This window comes from Allobosea sp. GW822-FHT03F07 (assembly GCF_058801345.1).
Map to the genome: position 1 here is coordinate 1,382,171 of NZ_JBXAND010000001.1, position 15,839 is coordinate 1,398,009.

The 15,839-nt window shown below is 67.2% G+C and carries 18 protein-coding genes; 9 read left to right on the plus strand and 9 right to left on the minus strand.

Going from position 1 to position 15,839, the window contains the following annotated elements; genetic code table 11:
- The first annotated feature begins 35 nt into the window (after nucleotides 1-35).
- From AC1RMY_RS06590 to AC1RMY_RS06605, 4 genes are all read left to right on the plus strand, one after another.
- On the plus strand, nucleotides 36-1,280 hold the full coding sequence (locus AC1RMY_RS06590) for an MFS transporter (RefSeq protein WP_492863152.1): 1,245 nt from the start codon (nucleotides 36-38) through the stop codon (nucleotides 1,278-1,280).
- An 83-nt stretch (nucleotides 1,281-1,363) separates the two neighbouring features.
- Nucleotides 1,364-2,227: an AraC family ligand binding domain-containing protein gene (locus AC1RMY_RS06595; protein WP_492863153.1), complete on the plus strand. Its 864-nt coding sequence runs from the start codon at nucleotides 1,364-1,366 to the stop codon at nucleotides 2,225-2,227.
- A 13-nt stretch (nucleotides 2,228-2,240) separates the two neighbouring features.
- Nucleotides 2,241-2,954, plus strand: coding sequence for an AzlC family ABC transporter permease (locus tag AC1RMY_RS06600; protein ID WP_492863154.1), 714 nt, complete (start codon nucleotides 2,241-2,243; stop codon nucleotides 2,952-2,954).
- 10 nt (nucleotides 2,955-2,964) lie between these two features.
- A complete protein-coding gene (locus AC1RMY_RS06605; RefSeq protein ID WP_492863155.1) occupies nucleotides 2,965-3,264 on the plus strand; it encodes an AzlD family protein in 300 nt (99 codons plus the stop codon).
- A gap of 264 nt (nucleotides 3,265-3,528) precedes the next feature.
- Here the strand turns inward: AC1RMY_RS06605 and AC1RMY_RS06610 are convergent, their stop codons facing one another.
- Nucleotides 3,529-5,373, minus strand: a complete 1,845-nt coding sequence (locus tag AC1RMY_RS06610) for an aminopeptidase P family protein (protein ID WP_492863156.1) — start codon at nucleotides 5,371-5,373, stop codon at nucleotides 3,529-3,531.
- A 306-nt stretch (nucleotides 5,374-5,679) separates the two neighbouring features.
- On the opposite strand from AC1RMY_RS06610, the gene AC1RMY_RS06615 reads away from it, so the two are divergent.
- A complete protein-coding gene (locus AC1RMY_RS06615; RefSeq protein WP_492863157.1) occupies nucleotides 5,680-5,931 on the plus strand; it encodes a hypothetical protein in 252 nt (83 codons plus the stop codon).
- Nucleotides 5,932-6,020: 89 nt separating this feature from the next.
- Nucleotides 6,021-6,149, plus strand: a complete 129-nt coding sequence (locus AC1RMY_RS06620; RefSeq protein WP_282568602.1) for a hypothetical protein — start codon at nucleotides 6,021-6,023, stop codon at nucleotides 6,147-6,149.
- A 166-nt stretch (nucleotides 6,150-6,315) separates the two neighbouring features.
- Here the strand turns inward: AC1RMY_RS06620 and AC1RMY_RS06625 are convergent, their stop codons facing one another.
- Nucleotides 6,316-7,260 (minus strand): 50S ribosomal protein L11 methyltransferase, encoded by a 945-nt coding sequence (locus tag AC1RMY_RS06625; RefSeq protein ID WP_492863571.1) that lies wholly within the window; start codon nucleotides 7,258-7,260, stop codon nucleotides 6,316-6,318.
- A gap of 133 nt (nucleotides 7,261-7,393) precedes the next feature.
- On the opposite strand from AC1RMY_RS06625, the gene AC1RMY_RS06630 reads away from it, so the two are divergent.
- A complete protein-coding gene (locus AC1RMY_RS06630) occupies nucleotides 7,394-7,786 on the plus strand; it encodes a VOC family protein (protein WP_492863158.1) in 393 nt (130 codons plus the stop codon).
- A 12-nt stretch (nucleotides 7,787-7,798) separates the two neighbouring features.
- Here AC1RMY_RS06630 and AC1RMY_RS06635 read toward each other — a convergent pair whose 3' ends face one another.
- On the minus strand, nucleotides 7,799-8,545 hold the full coding sequence (locus AC1RMY_RS06635) for an SDR family oxidoreductase (protein ID WP_492863159.1): 747 nt from the start codon (nucleotides 8,543-8,545) through the stop codon (nucleotides 7,799-7,801).
- Nucleotides 8,546-8,663: 118 nt separating this feature from the next.
- On the opposite strand from AC1RMY_RS06635, the gene AC1RMY_RS06640 reads away from it, so the two are divergent.
- Nucleotides 8,664-9,083, plus strand: coding sequence for a winged helix-turn-helix transcriptional regulator (locus AC1RMY_RS06640; RefSeq protein WP_492863160.1), 420 nt, complete (start codon nucleotides 8,664-8,666; stop codon nucleotides 9,081-9,083).
- Between the two features lie 31 nt (nucleotides 9,084-9,114).
- On the opposite strand, the gene AC1RMY_RS06645 is transcribed toward AC1RMY_RS06640, so the two are convergent.
- The 5 genes from AC1RMY_RS06645 to AC1RMY_RS06665 form a co-directional block, all read right to left on the minus strand.
- On the minus strand, nucleotides 9,115-9,603 hold the full coding sequence (locus tag AC1RMY_RS06645) for a hypothetical protein (protein WP_492863161.1): 489 nt from the start codon (nucleotides 9,601-9,603) through the stop codon (nucleotides 9,115-9,117).
- A gap of 120 nt (nucleotides 9,604-9,723) precedes the next feature.
- Nucleotides 9,724-10,308, minus strand: coding sequence for a TetR/AcrR family transcriptional regulator (locus tag AC1RMY_RS06650; protein WP_492863162.1), 585 nt, complete (start codon nucleotides 10,306-10,308; stop codon nucleotides 9,724-9,726).
- Between the two features lie 69 nt (nucleotides 10,309-10,377).
- Nucleotides 10,378-10,674, minus strand: a complete 297-nt coding sequence (locus tag AC1RMY_RS06655) for a type II toxin-antitoxin system HicB family antitoxin (RefSeq protein WP_492863163.1) — start codon at nucleotides 10,672-10,674, stop codon at nucleotides 10,378-10,380.
- Between the two features lies 1 nt (nucleotide 10,675).
- Nucleotides 10,676-10,870 (minus strand): type II toxin-antitoxin system HicA family toxin, encoded by a 195-nt coding sequence (locus AC1RMY_RS06660; protein ID WP_492863164.1) that lies wholly within the window; start codon nucleotides 10,868-10,870, stop codon nucleotides 10,676-10,678.
- A gap of 115 nt (nucleotides 10,871-10,985) precedes the next feature.
- Nucleotides 10,986-13,361, minus strand: a complete 2,376-nt coding sequence (locus AC1RMY_RS06665) for an ATP-dependent helicase (RefSeq protein ID WP_492863165.1) — start codon at nucleotides 13,359-13,361, stop codon at nucleotides 10,986-10,988.
- A 158-nt stretch (nucleotides 13,362-13,519) separates the two neighbouring features.
- On the opposite strand from AC1RMY_RS06665, the gene AC1RMY_RS06670 reads away from it, so the two are divergent.
- Nucleotides 13,520-15,157: an acyl-CoA dehydrogenase family protein gene (locus tag AC1RMY_RS06670; RefSeq protein ID WP_492863166.1), complete on the plus strand. Its 1,638-nt coding sequence runs from the start codon at nucleotides 13,520-13,522 to the stop codon at nucleotides 15,155-15,157.
- A 191-nt stretch (nucleotides 15,158-15,348) separates the two neighbouring features.
- On the opposite strand, the gene msrB is transcribed toward AC1RMY_RS06670, so the two are convergent.
- Entirely contained in the window at nucleotides 15,349-15,789 is a 441-nt protein-coding gene (gene msrB, locus AC1RMY_RS06675; RefSeq protein WP_492863167.1) for a peptide-methionine (R)-S-oxide reductase MsrB, read from the minus strand.
- Nucleotides 15,790-15,839: the final 50 nt, after the last annotated feature.

The window sequence follows — 15,839 nt, forward strand, 5'->3', positions numbered from 1 at the left end:
ACGCCCATCTTGCGGCGACCTCATGGAGACCTTTCATGTCAGATTCCGCATCCGCTACTGTTCTCGCCTACGAAGATGTTTTGGACGAGGCCCGCGACAAGCCCGCCTGGGCCGCGATCGGCTCGCTGACGCTCGGCGTTTTCGGACTGGTCACGGCGGAGTTCCTGCCAGCCAGCCTGCTGACCCCGATGGCGGCCGATATCGGCGTTTCGGTCGGTGCCGCCGGGCAGGCGGTAACTGCGACCGCCGTGATCGGCGCGATTGCGGGGCTCGCCACGGCGATCGTGACGCGCGGGATCGACCGGCGCTTCGTCGTCTGGGCGCTGACCTCGATGCTGATCGTCTCAAGTGTCCTGGCGGCGCTCGCCAGCAATCTCCCGACGCTGCTGTTCGCACGCGTCCTGCTCGGCATCGGGCTTGGCGGATTCTGGTCGATGGTCGCGGCTACCGCCATGCGGCTCGTACCGGCGAGCGCAATGCCGAAGGCGATGTCGTTGATCTTCGCCGGCGTTTCGGTGGCGACGGTGAGTGCAGCTCCCGTTGGCGCCTATGTCGGCGATCTCTTCGGCTGGCGTATCGTGTTCTGGATCACGGCGATCGTCGGTGTCGTGACGCTGCTGGTGCAGATGGCGGTGCTGCCCCGTCTGCCGGCGCGAGGCGCGGCGGATATCGGTACGCTGTTCAAGCTGCTTGGACAGCCGAGCGTGGCGTTGCCGCTCAGCGGCATCGTCGTCGTCATCTCCGGACATTTCGCGGGATTCACCTATATCCGCCACTTCCTGGAGCAGGTCCCGCAGCTTTCCGTCGAGGCGATTTCGCTGGTGTTGCTCGCCTTCGGCATCGGTGGCTTCTTCGGCAACCTCGCCGGCGGGGCGATCACGGCGCGCAGCGCCAAGGCCTCGGTGATCTTCGGGGCCGGCATCATCGCGCTGACGGGCGCGAGCCTGCTGCTGTTCGGCAGCTCGCCCGCCGCCTCGGCGGTTGCGGTCGGGCTCTGGGGCTTCGCCTTCGGCGCGCTGCCGGTCGGCTTCCAGACCTGGATCGTGCGTGTCGTGCCGGAGGAGGTGGCCGAGTCCGCCGGTGGCCTGCTGGTCGCGGCCTTCCAGGTCGCGATTGCGAGCGGTGCGATCTTCGGTGGCCTCCTGGTCGACGGCTTCGGTGCTCCCGGCGCGGTCGCCTATGCTGCTCTAGCGACGCTGATCGGCGGTCTCGGCGTGCTCGTTTTCGGGGCGCGGAGCCCGGAGCGGGTCGGCGAGGGCGCCGTGGCGGCTGCCCATTGACGCGATCAACGCATCGGGCGCGTGATGCGCCCGATCACTTTTCTTCAAGACAGCGAGGAGGCGATCGGCTGTATCCTGCCGGCATGGATTTGATCAGCCAAGGCGAAGCGCTCGCGCAGACGCCCCTCCTGCCGGGGGAGCATGCGCGCATCTTCACGTCGGCACGCTTCGACGGGCTCGAATTCCTGTCGGCGCGCTTCTCGACCCATGCCTATGCGCCGCATGTCCACGAGACCTACGCGATCGGCACGATCGAGGCCGGCTGCGAAGTCTGGCATGCGCGCGGCCGGCGCATGTATGCGGCCGCAGGCGATGTTGTCTTCAACCACCCTTTCGACGTCCATGACGGCCTGCCCTATGACGGCGGCTATCGCTACCGGATGAGCTATCCGACGATCGAGTTGATGCGCGAGATCGCCGCTTCGCTCGCTGGGCGGGCGGATGTAGGGACACCCTTCTTCCGCGACCCGATGGTGCGTGACCCGGAGGCGGCCGGAATCTTCGCCGCGGCACATCGGCTGATCGAGGAGGGCGGGGACAGGCTGGCTGGCGAAGAGGCACTGCTGCGCGCTTATGCATATTGCCTGGCGAAACATGCCGATTTGTCCGTTCGCGAGCCTGTGGGCGAAAGCGGCCCTGTTGCGTCCGTCAAGGCGCTGCTGGAAGCGCGCCATGACGAGGATCTGTCGCTGGCCGATCTCGCCCGCGCCTGCGGCCTGCCGCGCCACCACCTGATCCGCGCCTTCCGTCGCGAGACCGGGCTGACGCCTCATGCCTATCTGATCGACATCCGCGTGCGCCGGGCGCGGGACAGGCTTCGCCTCGGCGAGGCGCCGGGCGATGTCGCCGCCGCCACCGGCTTCTGCGACCAGGCGCATCTCACGCGGGCCTTCAAGGCACGGCTTGGCGTGACGCCGGGCGTGTTTCGCGCTGCCCATTTCTCCTGAAGGTCGAGCTGCGATGTCCACGATCTGGGACGATGCCCGCCGGGGATTCGGCGATATCTGGCCGGCGATGCTGGCGGCGGTGCCGATCGGTCTTCTGTTCGGCGCGCTCGCCGCGGGCAAGGGGCTCTCGCCGCTCGAAGTGACGATCATGGGGGCGCTGGTCTTCGCCGGCGGGGCCCAGTTCGCGGCCGTGGAGCTTTGGGCGGTGCCGGCGCCGATTGGCGCGCTCGTGTTCTCGACGCTGCTGATCAATGCACGCCATGTGCTGATGAGCGCCTCGCTGGTGCCGAAGCTGCAGGGCTTCTCGCCCTGGCAGAAATATCTCGGCCTCTACTACATGGCCGACGAGAACTGGGCCTTGGCCGAGAAGCGGGCGCGGACGCACCGGCTGACGCCGGCATATTGGTTCGGGATGCTGACGCCCTTCGTCGCCTGCTGGATCACGACCTCGACGCTGGGCGCGATTGTCGGCGCTGCGCTGGGCGATCCGCGCCGCTTCGGGGCCGATTTCGCCTTCACCGCCCTGTTCATCGCGCTCGTCGCGGCATTCTGGAAGGGGCGCGTGACCTTCTGGACCGTGGCTGCCGCCGGTCTTGCCTCGGCGTTGGCCTATCGCTTCATCGGCCCGCCCTGGCATGTGCTGGCGGGCGCCCTGTGCGGGCTGGCGGCTGCCTGGATCGCGGCGGGCGACCGCAAGGCCGCGATCCCGGAGCCAGTCAAGCCATGAAGCTTGCCCCATGACGCTCGATCCGCAGAACCTGCTCGCCATCCTCGGCATGGCGATCGCGACCTATGCGACCCGTATCGCAGGTCTGGCACTGGCCGGTCGGCTCGATCTGTCGCCGCGGGCGCAGGCGGCTTTCGACGCGATCCCGCCAGCCGTGCTGGTCGCGGTCATCGCACCGAGCGCGCTTGCGACGGGCTGGGCCGAGACGGCTGCGGCTGCCGTCGCTGCTTTGGCCGCGACCCGGCTGCCGCTGCTCGGCGTGGTGGCGGTGGGGGTCGTGGCGGTGGTCGGCTTCAGGGCGATCATCTGAGACACGTACCGGCGCGCGAGCAGCGCCGCAGCCCTGCGTCAGATCATGCCGCAGAGCCAGCACCACAAGCCCGCTGCGGCACAAGCGAAGGCGGCGAGGAACATATGGGCGTCGCGGGGCAGGTCTCGCATCCGGGATCTCCTGTTCGGGAGCCGGTGCATAATCTTTGCCATGTGACAAATGCGCGACGGGTTGTTGACATCGATTCGGGCATTCTGCGAATGCATGACGAACGCTGCCCAACTGGTTAAACCGGAGAAGGCGTCAGAGCGGCAGGCAGACCTGTTCAAGCCAGATCTTCGCCTCGCCCTCGACCAGCGGAGCGAGATTGCTCCAGACCTGGGCGTGATAGGCGTTGATCCAGGCGGTTTCGCCGTCGTCCAGGAGCGTCAGGTCGATCAGCGCGCGCTCATAAGGACACCAGGTGATCGTCTCGAAACCGTAGATCGTGCGGTCGCCGCCGGGGATGATGCGCTCTTCGACCACGATCAGGTTCTCGATGCGGATGCCGTATTCGCCTTCCTTGTAGAAACCCGGCTCGTTGGAAAGGATCATGCCGGGTTCCAGCGGCGTGGTGCCGAGCTTGGAGATCCGCTGCGGCCCCTCATGCACGGAGAGATAGCTGCCGACGCCGTGGCCGGTGCCGTGGTCGAAGTCGAGCCCGGCCTGCCAGAGCGGCAGCCGTGCAAGCGCATCGATTTGCGCGCCCGAGGTGCCCTTGACGAAGACGGCGCGCGAGATCGCGATATGGCCCTTCAGCACGCGAGTGTAGCGGTCGCGCATCTCGTCGCTCGGCTCGCCGATCGCCATGGTGCGGGTGATGTCGGTGGTGCCGTCCTCATACTGGCCGCCTGAGTCGACCAGCAGGATGCCGGGCTCGACCTTGCGGTTACTGGCCTCGGTGACACGGTAATGCGGCAGGGCGGCATTGGGGCCGGCACCGGCGATGGTGGTGAAGGAAACGTCCTTCAACAGGCCGGTCTTCGCCCTTTCAGCTTCCAGCGCAGCGACGGTGTCGATCTCGGTGAGCTGGCCGGTCGGCGCCTCGCGCGCCAGCCAGGTCAGGAAGCGCACCATGGCGGCGCCGTCGCGCAGGTGGGCCGCGCGCGCGCCCTTCAGTTCCGCCTCGTTCTTGCGGGCCTTCATCAGCGCGATCGGGTCTGCGCCTGCGTCGGGCGTACCGCCGGCCTCACGGACAAGCGTGGCGAGGGCCGCGGCGGCGGTGGTTGAATCGAGCCGGACTTTCGCGCCGGAGGCTCCCAATGCCGCGAGCTGTGTTTCGAGCGCAGCCGGCGGGGCGATCTCGCCGATGGCGCCGATGGCGTCGCCCGCCTCGTTGGTGACCTTCTCGGGCGCGAGGAAAACCGTCGGACGGCCTTCGCGCGGAACGATCGCATAGCCCAGCGGCAAGGGCGTGTGCTCGACATCGCCGCCGCGAATGTTGAAGGTCCAGGCCAGGGCATGCGGATCGGAAACGACGAGCGCGTCGACCTTCGCCTTGGCGAGCGCGTCCTGGATGCGGCCGAGCTTGCTCGCCGTGTCCTCGCCGGCAAAGTCGGCGCGATGCGCCCTGACCGGCGCGGCGGGGGGCGCCGGGCGATCGGTCCAGAGCGCGTCGATCGGGTTCCTGTCGAGAGGGACGAGCGTGCCGCCAGCGGCAGCAGCCGCCTTTTCCAGCCGCGCGACGCCGTCGACCGTGTGCAGCCAGGGATCGTAGCCGAGCCGCCCGCCGGCGGGGAGGTTGGCTTCGATCCAGCGATCGAGCGGCGTCTCCTCCATGCGCGTGGGGGTGAACACGGTGGTGTCGGTCTGTTCTGCCGACTGGATGGTGTAGCGGCCATCGACGATCAGCGCCGCCCTGTCGGCGAGCACGATGGCGTTGCCGGCCGAGCCGGTGAAGCCCGTCAGCCAGGCGAGGCGGGCCATATGCGCCGGGACATACTCGCCCTGGTGCTCGTCGGCGCGCGGTACGATGAAGCCCGCGAGCCCCTGCTGCGCGAGCGCCTTTCGCAAGGCGGCGACGCGCGGCGCGACCTGGGCGGGATCACTCGGTTCGGTGAAGGTCTGGAAGCGGCAGGTGGAGTGGGTGAGGGCAGGCGATTCGGGCATCGGGCGGTCCGGTCTCAGGCGATTTGAACCATCGTCGCGGCTCTCCGCTGCGAAGGCTAGTGCGAAACGGGACTCCGCGGTGCTTTTCGCGGCGCCTCGACCCGCCGCGAAATAAGGCGGGCTGCCTCTTTGCTATGCGAATTTGGCAATCCTTAACGAAAGTCAACCGAATGCATGCGTTCTGTGCATATCTCGCATCTGCGAAATCCTCTTTTCGCAAGTGCGAAGAAGTACCACTTTGGTCGCATAAGAGAACGAGGAAGCGACCGGGACTGTCCTTCGTTTCGATTGAGGAGATGGATCCCCATGACCTATGTGCTGAACGATGCCTCCGTCCTGCCCGCGACCGAGGTGACCAAGACTGCGAAGACCGCCGCCACGTCTGACGGACAGGGCTTCTGGCAGCGTCTCTACGCCGCGATGATCGAGAGCCGCCGCCGCTCCGCCCTGCGCGAGCTGCGCGCCCGCTCCTTCCAGATCAACGAGTCGGGGATGCTGCTCGGTGGAATTCCGGCGTCGACCGTCTCGAACGACCGCGCCCTGCCGTTCAATCGCTGAGCCTTGCCTTTCCTGCGCGATGACCGCGCGGGGTTCTCTTCCCGACATTCGCTGCAGGCTCGCGCCGTGGCACAGACAGGACAACGACCATGATTGCCATCATCAAGCACGCTTTCGAGTGGATCGCCGACGCCGTGAAGTTCACCTCCGCCGTCTGGCACGACGCCCGCTCGATGCAGGCCGAGGCCGAGGCCAAGTACGGCCACATCGGCTTCTGATCGCGCGCCTTCGCGATGCTGGCCGCCTGACGCGACGCTCTGTGCTTCCGGTGCTCACGGACGAAAGTCCGCTCCGCTCCGGTTCTCGAGCGCCACGCCATCCGGCTTAGCCTGGCGAAGGCTCGTAGCGTTCAGGATTGGCGGAGCCAGCGCTTCGCTCGGACTATCAAAGGTGGCGTGGCCTCGGGGCTGCGCCGCCTTTTTTCATGACCAGCGTCGCCCAGCCTTCGCGCAGCGACTGGCTGGCGAGGTAAAGCCCCTGATGCCGGTAGGTCGAGACGACGCCGGCCACATCCATGGCGAGAAGGCCGGACAGGATGACCGTGCCGTCCGGCGTCAGCACGCGGGCGATCGCTGGCGCGAGGCGCTTCAGCGGGCCGGCGAGGATATTGGCGAAGACCAGGTCGAAATGCCCCGGCCGGTTCGCCTTGGCGTGGCGCAGCCCCGGCGCGACATAGAGGTCGAGGGCGTGCGGCGCGTGGTTGACGCGGGCATTGTGCGCGGCGACCTCGACGGCGATGGCGTCTATATCGCCGGCGACGACCTTGCGTCTGGTCTGCTTCGCCAGCGCTAAAGCGAGAATGCCCGTGCCGGTGCCGACATCGATGGCGTTGCGGGGCCGGCGGCGCTTCAGCTCGGCGTCCAGCGCGAGCAGGCAGCCGGCGGTCGTGCCGTGATGGCCGGTGCCGAAGGCAAGCGCAGCGGGGATCTCGATGCCTACATCGTTGACGCGGACCGCGTCGCGGTCATGCTCGCCATGGACGAGGACGCGCCCGGCGCGGACCGGCTGCAGGCCCTCGAGGCTGGCGGCGACCCAGTCCTGCTGGTTCACCGTCGCGAAGGGCGTGGTGTCGATGACGTCGCCGACGATCGGCCGCAGCAGGTCGCGCACGGCGTCTTCGTCCGGGTGGGAGGCGAAGTAGATCTCGACCTTCCAGGGGGCGTTCAGCGAGAGCGTGGTGACGCCGCTTTCGATCTCGAAGGCCGAGATCGCGGTCTCGGTGGGGTCGAAGACTTCTCCCAGAAGCTCGGTCAGCGCGCGCGCCTTCTCGCCCGAGGTGGAGAGTTCGAGGACGGTCGCGACCGTCGATGGCAGGAGACCTTCGCGCATGGCGCGGCAATAGCAGGCCGCCTGCCGCTTGTCATGCGTCGGCACGAATGCGCACAGGGTTCTGACGCGATTGGCAAAACACAGGCAGGGCTTAAGCTCGAGGCCATTGCCGAATTCCTCCGGAGACTCGCCGATGTTGTCGCATGTCTATCTCGGCACGAATGATTTCGCGTCTGCCTTCTGCTTCTATTCGGCCTTGTTCATGGAACTTGGCCAGAAGCTGCGCGTCCACGACCCGGACAAGCCTTGGGCGATCTGGCAGCCGCAGTCGGGCGGGCGCCCGCTCTTCATCGTCGGTGCGCCCTTCGACGGGGCGCCGGCCAGGGCAGGCAACGGCCAGATGGTGGCGCTGCTGGCGCCGAGCCGGGCAGTCGTCGACTGCTGCCATGCCGCCGCATTGGCGCATGGCGGGGCTTGCGAAGGGCTGCCCGGCCTGCGTGCGCATTATCATCCCCACTATTACGGGGCATATTTCCGCGATCCGGATGGCAACAAGCTCTGCATTTGTTGCCATCACGAGGAGTGAAAGGAGGACCTTTCAGTTGTGCTGCGCGTTCAGGCCGGCGAAGACATCCGCGAGAGTTCCGGTTTCGGCGGCGTAGCGCAGCGGCTTGCAGCGCTCGACGATGACCTCCCCGGAGGCCGGCGCGGCTTCGAGGATCGCCATCACCTCCGCGGTGAAGTCGGCGAGCGGCATGGCGTCGGGATCGGTCGCCTGATGCGGGCCGAGAAGCTCGGTCTGCACGTAAGGCGGCGCGATCTCGATCACCTCCACCGATGTGTCCTTGAGCTGCTGGCGCAGCGCCATCGACCAGGAATGGATCGCGGCCTTGGTGGCGGAGTAGGTCGGGGTCGCAGCCAGCGGCACGAAGGCGAGGCCCGAGGAGACCGTGACGACCGAGGCGCGTGGCTGCGCCAGGAGGTGCGGCAGCAGCGCCGCCGTCAGCCGGATCGGCCCGAGCAGATTGGTCGCGATCGTCTCTTCGGCGGTCGCGAGGTCGATCTGCTGCTCCGGCCGCATGATGCCGGCGTTGTTGATGACGACGTTCAGCGCCGGGAAGCGTTCGACTGCCTGCCTGGCGAAGGCTGCGATGTCGGCCTTGTCCTGTATGTCCAGCAGCATCGATTCCACGCCGGGATTGGCCTCGGTGACCTCGTCGAGCACGCTTTCGCGGCGCCCGGCGACGACGACCTTGTTGCCCTTTGCGTGCAGCGCCTCGGCGAGAGCGCGGCCGATGCCGGAGCCGCCGCCGGTGATGAGGATGGTGTTGCCCGTGATGTTCATCGCCATGTCCTTTCGCGATTGCGCCTGTGGTGGGTTGCGCGGGCTTCTATTTATCGCAATGCTCTCCAGAAGTAAGAAGGCGCTTAAAAGTTCTATACGCACCAAAAGGAGAGTGTGGATGTATGCGATCCGCAATGCGATGGGGCCGATGCATGCGCGCAGCGCGGCGCTGCCCGAAGTGAGTCCGGCGGTCGAGTCGCTGGTGCGCCAGATGATCGCGCAAGTCGCCGACAAATGGACGATGCTGGTGCTGGAGGCGCTCGAGGAGCACCGCACGCTCCGCTTCGGCGAAGTCGGGCGCGCGGTCGGCGGCATCAGTCAGAAGATGCTGACCAAGACCCTGCGCGAGATGGAGCGAGACGGGCTGGTGGAGCGCAAGGTCCATCCGGTGATCCCGCCGCATGTCGACTATACGCTGACCGAGCTCGGCCGCGAGCTGAGCGCCGCCTTCTGTGGGGTCTGGACCTGGGCGGAGACCTATTACGCGCAGGTCAGCGCGGCGCGGAAGGCTTTTCGGGCGAGGGAGGAGCAGGCCTGAACAGCCTGCCGCTTTGTGACCCGCGGGAAAATCACGACGTAACGGTGCGTCCCTGCCTGCGCAGATAGATGATCTGTGCCGCCAACCCGATCACCAGCGCGGCGAGGATGCTGGCCTGCACGCCGAGCAGTAGCGGTGACTTCATGTCGGTGACGAAGGGATGGCCGTCAGGGACACGACGCAGGACTTCGGTCGCGGTCGGCAGGGCCAGCAGGAAGGCCGTGATGCTAAGCGTGATCGTCTCGACATAGGCGATAAGCCGCGCCGGGAGCGGGGTGCGGCCGATGCCATAGCCGATCGCGAGCAGCAGCAGCGTCAGCGCGCCGACGACATGGCCGGCGGGCATATGCGTGACGAAGAAGACCGTGACGGCGCCGATCAGCATCGCGGCCAGGTAGATCGTGCCGGGGCGGGAGCGCGGCACGATCCGGCCGTGGACGGCGAACATATAGGCGGCTGCGGGAATGGCGGGCAGGCTGCCCAGCGTATGAATCCAGCCGAGGGGGGAGATGCCGAACATTGGAGGGCCTTTCTGACGGGAGGCGGGGCGAGGGGAGATGCTGCGTGGCGAGTGTCGTGAAAATTCCTACCTACTAGTCGGTAGGTTCTGCAGACGCGAAACGGCGGTCGGACGCGCCCATCAGTGCGGCGCGACGAGGCGCTGCAGGATCGGGTGTGTCACGGCGCCGAACATGCCGGGGTCGCCATAGGCGCGGGCTGACAGCATGGCGCCATGGACCGTGGCCATGAAGATCTCGGCCTCCTCGCGGGGCGTGCCGGTCAGTCCCAGGCGGCCCAGGCCGGCTCCGTGCTGCATGACCGAGGTCAGCCAGCCCGAGAGGAAACGGAAATAGGCCCGGACCTCGACCACGACCTCCTCGGGCAGGACGGGGATCTCGCCGGCGAGCAGGGCACACAGGCAGAACGAAGCGGACGCGTCGCCGATGCAGGCTTCCCAGTGTCCGATATAGGCGCGGAGCTGCTCGACCGGGTCGGGCACATGCCGTTCCAGATTGGCGAGCCCCGCCTCGGACTGCTCGCGATGCCGCGCGACGAGGGCGCGGACCAGATCCGACTTGCCGGGGAAATGGTGGTGGATGCTGGCATTGCGGATGCCGACGACCTTGGCGATGTCGGCATAGCTGAAGCCGTTATAACCCCCGGCGATGATCAGGGAGCGCGTGCAGCGCAGGATGTCGTCCGAGGTCGTGGATGTGAGGGCCATGGGTTTGTCTACCTACTAGTATGTAGGCAGTCAAGCCGCGTGCCCATGGTCGGATGCTCGAAGCCGGCTCTATTCGGCTGCGGGCAGCAGGGCGTGACTGGGGGCGGGAATGAGCGCCATGGCGTAGGCTGCGATATCCGTGGCGATGTCGGGATCGGCCTTGAGCTCGCTCGGCGTGCGGGCGCGGGGAACGCTCCGGCCCTCGGCTTCCGCGTCTTCCAGCCAGAGCGCGACGGCCTCGGGCGCATTGGCCAGCGCCTCGTCGAGCGTGTCGCCGGCCGAGAAGCAGCCGGGAAGATCAGGGAACCAGACGCCGACGGCGAAGTCGGGGCCCGCATCCTCGATGATGGCGACGTAATGCGTCATGTCAGTCGCGCGGCCAGCCTGCCTGCCTGTAGATCTTCAACACGAGGCCGGGGCCGAAGCTCTTCTTCGGATGCGGCACCACAATAGTGTCACGGACGCCGGGCTTTTTGAAGACGTGGTGGGAGCCCGTGATGCGGACGCATTCCCAGCCCTCACGTTCGAGGCGGCGAATGATATCGGCGCTGTTGTTGAGCATTGGGGTCCAGCTGATTCGCTTCTGACCCAGCTCACATATCCTAAAGAATTTGCGACAGTAACAATGTTCTCTTTTTGTTCAAGGCTGATTAACGCATTTCCACAGACTGGCTCGATTAACCCGCCTTCTGCACGAAAGAATCCAGCACCATCTTCCGCCCGGCCTTGTCGAAGTCGACCGTCAGCTTGTTGCCGTCGACGCTGGCGACGGAGCCGGGGCCGAATTTGACGTGGAAGACGCGGGCGCCTTCGCCATAGGCCGAGGCGCCGGTGGATTTCGCGGTCAGTTCGCCCTCGATCAGCAGCGGGCCGCGCTGGCGCGAGCCGCCATAACCGCCCGAGCCGAAGCCACTGCCGCTTTCCGAGAAGCCGGAGCCGCCACCTCTCGCCTTGTTCTCCTGGGCGCGCTGCCAGCCCGGCGTGTTGTAGGAGGAGCCGAAGCTCTCCATCCGGTCGAAGCGCGAGGCGCCGTAGCCTCCCTGCGAGTAGTTGGTCGCTGCCTGCACCACCTCGACATGCTCCTCGGGCAGTTCGTCGATGAAGCGCGAGGGCAGGCTCGATTGCCAGAGGCCGTGGATGCGGCGATTCGAGGCGAAATAGAGCTTGAGGCGCTTGCGGGCGCGAGTCAGGCCGACATGGGCGAGGCGGCGCTCCTCCTCCAGCCCGGCGCGGCCGCTTTCGTCGAGCGCGCGCTGGTTCGGGAACAACCCTTCCTCCCAGCCGGGCAGGAAGACGGTATCGAACTCCAGCCCCTTGGCGCCGTGCAGCGTCATGATCGAGACGCGGCCGGTGTCGCTCTCGCCGGAATCGGCGTCCATCACCAGCGAGACGTGCTCGAGGAAGGCCGGCAGGTCGGGGAATTCGTCGAGCGAACGCACCAGCTCCTTGAGGTTTTCAAGCCGGCCGGCGGCATCGGCCGAGCGGTCCTTCTGCCACATCTCGGTGTAGCCGCTCTCCTCCAGCACCAGCTCGGCGAGTTCGCCCTGCGGCATGGTCTCGGCGCGGTGTGACCAGCGGGCGAAGGCCTCGACCAGCTCGCGCAGCGCCGTGCGAGCCTTGGGCTTCAGCTCGTCGCTCTCGACGACGGCGCGGGCCGATTGCAGCAGCGAAAACCCGGTGGCGCGTGCGTGGTTGTGCAGGATCTGGACCGTGGCGTCGCCGAGCCCGCGCTTGGGCACGTTGACGATGCGCTCGAAGGCGAGATCGTCTGAGGCTGAGACGACACAGCGCAGATAGGCCATGGCGTCGCGGATTTCGGCGCGTTCGTAGAAGCGCGGGCCGCCGATGACGCGATAGGGCACGCCGGTCTGGACGAAACGCTCCTCAAGCTCGCGCATCTGGGCGGAGATGCGGACGAGCACGGCGATCTCGGCGAGGTTCTCGCCCTTGAGCTGCATCGCCTCGATCTCGTCGGTGATCAGGCGGGCTTCTTCCTGGCTGTCCCAGGCGCCGGTGATGGTGACCTTCTCGCCGGGCTCGTCCTCGGTGCGCAGGGTCTTGCCGAGGCGGCCCTCGTTGCGGGCGATCAGCTTGGAGGCGGTGGCGAGGATATGCCCGGTGGAGCGGTAGTTGCGCTCCAGCCGGACCACGACCGCGCCTGGAAAATCGTGCTCGAAGCGCAGGATGTTGTCGACCTCGGCGCCCCGCCAGCCATAAATCGACTGGTCGTCGTCGCCGACGCAGCAGATGTTGCGGCGGCCCTGGGCCAGCAGCCGCAGCCAGAGATACTGCGCGGTATTGGTGTCCTGATACTCGTCGACGAGGATGTAGCGAAAGCGGTCGTGATAGGCCTGGAGTACGTCCGGATGCTCGCGGAACAGCGTCAGGCAGTGCAGCAGCAGATCGCCGAAATCGACCGCGTTCAGCGCCTTCAGCCGCTCCTGATAGGCGGCGTAGAGCTTGCCGCCCTTGCCGTTGGCGAAGACGGCGGCCTCGCCCGGCGCGACATCCTTTGGTGCGAGCCCGCGGTTCTTCCAGCTATCGATGAAGCCGGCGAGCATGCGGCCGGGCCAGCGCTTCTCGTCAATGCCCTCGGCCGCGATCACCTGCTTCATCAGGCGGATCTGGTCGTCGGTGTCGAGGATCGTGAAATCCGAGCGCAGGTCGAGCAGCTCGGCATGGCGGCGCAGGATCTTGGCCGAGATCGAGTGGAAGGTGCCGAGCCAGGGCATGCCCTCGGCGACGCCGCCGACGAGATGCGCGATGCGCTCCTTCATCTCGCGCGCAGCCTTGTTGGTGAAGGTCACCGACAGGATCTGCGAGGGGAAGGCGCGGTTGGTCGCGATCAGATGCGCGATGCGGGTCGTCAATACGCGGGTCTTGCCGGTGCCGGCGCCGGCGAGCACCAGCACGGGGCCGTCCGTCGCCTCGACGGCCAGCCGCTGCTCCGGGTTCAGCCCAGCGAGATAGCCGGCAGCCGGCTGCGCCGCAGCGCGCGCGGCAAGGCCGCCGGGGCGGGGCAGGGGGGCGGAAAAACTGTTCGCGTCGGACAAAGGACCAGGGTGCTCGTGCGTGATTCGTTCTCCGGCGAATATAGGGCGTCGATGGCAGGATTGCGCCCTTGCGCGCGCATTTTCCGTTGGATCGAGCTAGGCTCTGCCGTCATGCTCGGGACAGGGCCGACCAAGACGATCAAGCGCGGGGATGCGCCATGACAAGCGGCGTCTGGGAAGTGACCAATCAGGTCCCGCTGCTGGCGGATTGTGACGCCTTCGCCGCAGATCCGGTGCTGCGGGCGGCGATGTCGGCCTTCGACGCGGATTGGGCGAGCGAACGCCTGCACGAGGCGGGACGCAGCGTCGGTTCCGCCCATGTCCAGGAGCTGGCGCGTTTGGCGAACCGCTTCACGCCGGAGCTGCGCACGCATGATCGCTTCGGCAACCGGATCGACGAGATCGCCTTCCACCCGGCCTGGCACGAACTGATGGGTCTCGCCATCGGCCAGGAGACGCATGCGCTCGCCTGGAACCAGCCGCGGCCCGGTGCGCAGGTGGCGCGCGCGGCGCTGACCTATCTGTGGACGCAGGGCGAAAGCGGCATCTGCTGCCCGATCAGCATGACCTATTCGGTGATCCCGCTGCTCAGGCAGGATCCGGCGCGCTGGGCGGAATGGGGCGCTCTCGTCTCGTCCAGCCGCTATGATCCACGGCAGGGGCCGGCGGCGGGCAAGGCGGGCGCGACCGTCGGCACGGCGATGACGGAGGTGCAAGGCGGCTCGGATCTGCGCCAGACGCAGACGGTTGCGCTGGACAACAGCGACGGCACCTTTTCGCTGACCGGTCAGAAATGGTTCTTCTCGGTGCCGCATTCGGACCTGTTCCTGACGCTGGCGCGGACGGACGAGGGCATCTCCTGCTTCGTCGTGCCGGGCTGGCTGCCGGATGGAGCGCGCAACGGCGTCGCGATCCAGCGCCTGAAGGACAAATGCGGCAACCGCTCGAACGCCTCTTCCGAGGTCGAGTTCCGCGGCGCCATCGGCCACCTGCTCGGCGAGCCGGGCCGGGGTTTGCGCACGGGCCTTTCGATGAACCACAACAGCAGGCTCGACATCGCCGCCTCCGCCGCAGGGCTGATGCGGCAGGCGGTGTCGCTGGCGGCGCATCATGCCACGCATCGCCGCGCCTTCCAGCGGGCGCTGATCGACCAGCCGATCATGCAGAATGTGCTCGCCGATCTGGCCATCGAGGCGGAGGCCGCGGCTTGGCTCGCCTTCCGGCTGTTTGCGTCGGTCGACCGGCAGGAGGCCTCCGAAAGCGAGCGGCTTCTGGCGCGGATCGGCGCGCCGATCGCGAAATACTGGCTGGCGAAGCGCGCGCCGGCCGTCGTCGTCGAGGCGCTCGAATGCCATGGCGGCAACGGCTTCATCGAGGAGAACCCGATGGCGCGGCTCTATCGCGAGGCGCCGCTGAACTCGATCTGGGAAGGCTCGGGCAACGTCATCTGCCTCGACGTACTGCGCTCGCTGGAGCGCGAGCCGGGCTCATTGCAGGCGTTGCTCGGCGAACTCGGCGAGGCGAAGAATGTCGACAGGCGTTTCGATGCGGCGCTGACGGTGCTCAGGGACGACCTGCCCGAGCTGACGCGCCATGAAGGCCAGGCGCGCCGGCTGGTCGAGCGGCTGGCCGTCATGCTGCAGGCGGCGCTGCTGTTGCGCTATGCGCCCGAGCGCGTCGCGGATGCTTTCATTGCGAGCCGGCTCGAGGGCGGCTGGTCGGGCCATTTCGGCGATCTGCCGGCGTGGATCGACGCCGGTGCGCTGGCGCGGCGGGCCGTGCCGGAGGTGAGCTAGGCGAGGATAGCGCGGGGGACCCTCTCCCGGAGGGAGAGGGCAGGGTTGAGGGGTGGGCCGTTGGACGATCGGCTGTGCCGTGACCGTTGCTAAGCCGTGAGGTTAGCACGCTACTGGTCAAGGGGCCGACGCCTCACCCCTACCCCTCTCCTTACAGGAGAGGGGGTTCCCCGCCCCGATTCGTATGAGGCTCACCCCTGCGCCGGCTCGAAATCCATCGCCACGCCGTTGATGCAGTAGCGCAGGCCGGTCGGGGGAGGGCCGTCGGGGAAGACGTGGCCGAGATGGCCGCCGCAATTGGCGCAGTGGACCTCGGTGCGGATCATGCCGAACTTGCGGTCCTCGCTGATGCCGACGGCGCCTTCGAGCGGCTGGTCGAAGCTCGGCCAGCCGGTGCCGCTCTCGAACTTCTTGCCGGACTGGAACAGAGGCTGGCCGCAGCCGACGCAGGAGAAGGTGCCGGCCCGCTTCTCGTAGTTCAGCGCACAGGAGCCGGGGCGCTCAGTGCCATGGCCGCGTAGCACCTGATATTGTTCGGGCGTCAGCCTGGCGCGCCATTCGGCGTCGGTCAGCTCGTAGGGGAAGTGCTCCTCGGGCGCCTTTTCGCCGCCTAACATGCTCAACAGTCCCATGCCATCCTCCTGTGCCAACGGATCAGGAGAATCATATGGTGCAGGTACGC

Coding starts and splice junctions, on each gene's coding strand:
- AC1RMY_RS06590 (WP_492863152.1), top strand. CDS start 36: ATGTCAGATTCCGCATCCGCTACTGTTCTCGCCTACGAAGATGTTTTG.
- AC1RMY_RS06595 (WP_492863153.1), top strand. CDS start 1,364: ATGGATTTGATCAGCCAAGGCGAAGCGCTCGCGCAGACGCCCCTCCTG.
- AC1RMY_RS06600 (WP_492863154.1), top strand. CDS start 2,241: ATGTCCACGATCTGGGACGATGCCCGCCGGGGATTCGGCGATATCTGG.
- AC1RMY_RS06605 (WP_492863155.1), top strand. CDS start 2,965: ATGACGCTCGATCCGCAGAACCTGCTCGCCATCCTCGGCATGGCGATC.
- AC1RMY_RS06610 (WP_492863156.1), bottom strand. CDS start 5,373: ATGCCCGAATCGCCTGCCCTCACCCACTCCACCTGCCGCTTCCAGACC.
- AC1RMY_RS06615 (WP_492863157.1), top strand. CDS start 5,680: ATGACCTATGTGCTGAACGATGCCTCCGTCCTGCCCGCGACCGAGGTG.
- AC1RMY_RS06620 (WP_282568602.1), top strand. CDS start 6,021: ATGATTGCCATCATCAAGCACGCTTTCGAGTGGATCGCCGACGCCGTG.
- AC1RMY_RS06625 (WP_492863571.1), bottom strand. CDS start 7,260: ATGCGCGAAGGTCTCCTGCCATCGACGGTCGCGACCGTCCTCGAACTC.
- AC1RMY_RS06630 (WP_492863158.1), top strand. CDS start 7,394: ATGTTGTCGCATGTCTATCTCGGCACGAATGATTTCGCGTCTGCCTTC.
- AC1RMY_RS06635 (WP_492863159.1), bottom strand. CDS start 8,545: ATGAACATCACGGGCAACACCATCCTCATCACCGGCGGCGGCTCCGGC.
- AC1RMY_RS06640 (WP_492863160.1), top strand. CDS start 8,664: ATGTATGCGATCCGCAATGCGATGGGGCCGATGCATGCGCGCAGCGCG.
- AC1RMY_RS06645 (WP_492863161.1), bottom strand. CDS start 9,603: ATGTTCGGCATCTCCCCCCTCGGCTGGATTCATACGCTGGGCAGCCTG.
- AC1RMY_RS06650 (WP_492863162.1), bottom strand. CDS start 10,308: ATGGCCCTCACATCCACGACCTCGGACGACATCCTGCGCTGCACGCGC.
- AC1RMY_RS06655 (WP_492863163.1), bottom strand. CDS start 10,674: ATGACGCATTACGTCGCCATCATCGAGGATGCGGGCCCCGACTTCGCC.
- AC1RMY_RS06660 (WP_492863164.1), bottom strand. CDS start 10,870: ATGCTCAACAACAGCGCCGATATCATTCGCCGCCTCGAACGTGAGGGC.
- AC1RMY_RS06670 (WP_492863166.1), top strand. CDS start 13,520: ATGACAAGCGGCGTCTGGGAAGTGACCAATCAGGTCCCGCTGCTGGCG.
- msrB (WP_492863167.1), bottom strand. CDS start 15,789: ATGGGACTGTTGAGCATGTTAGGCGGCGAAAAGGCGCCCGAGGAGCAC.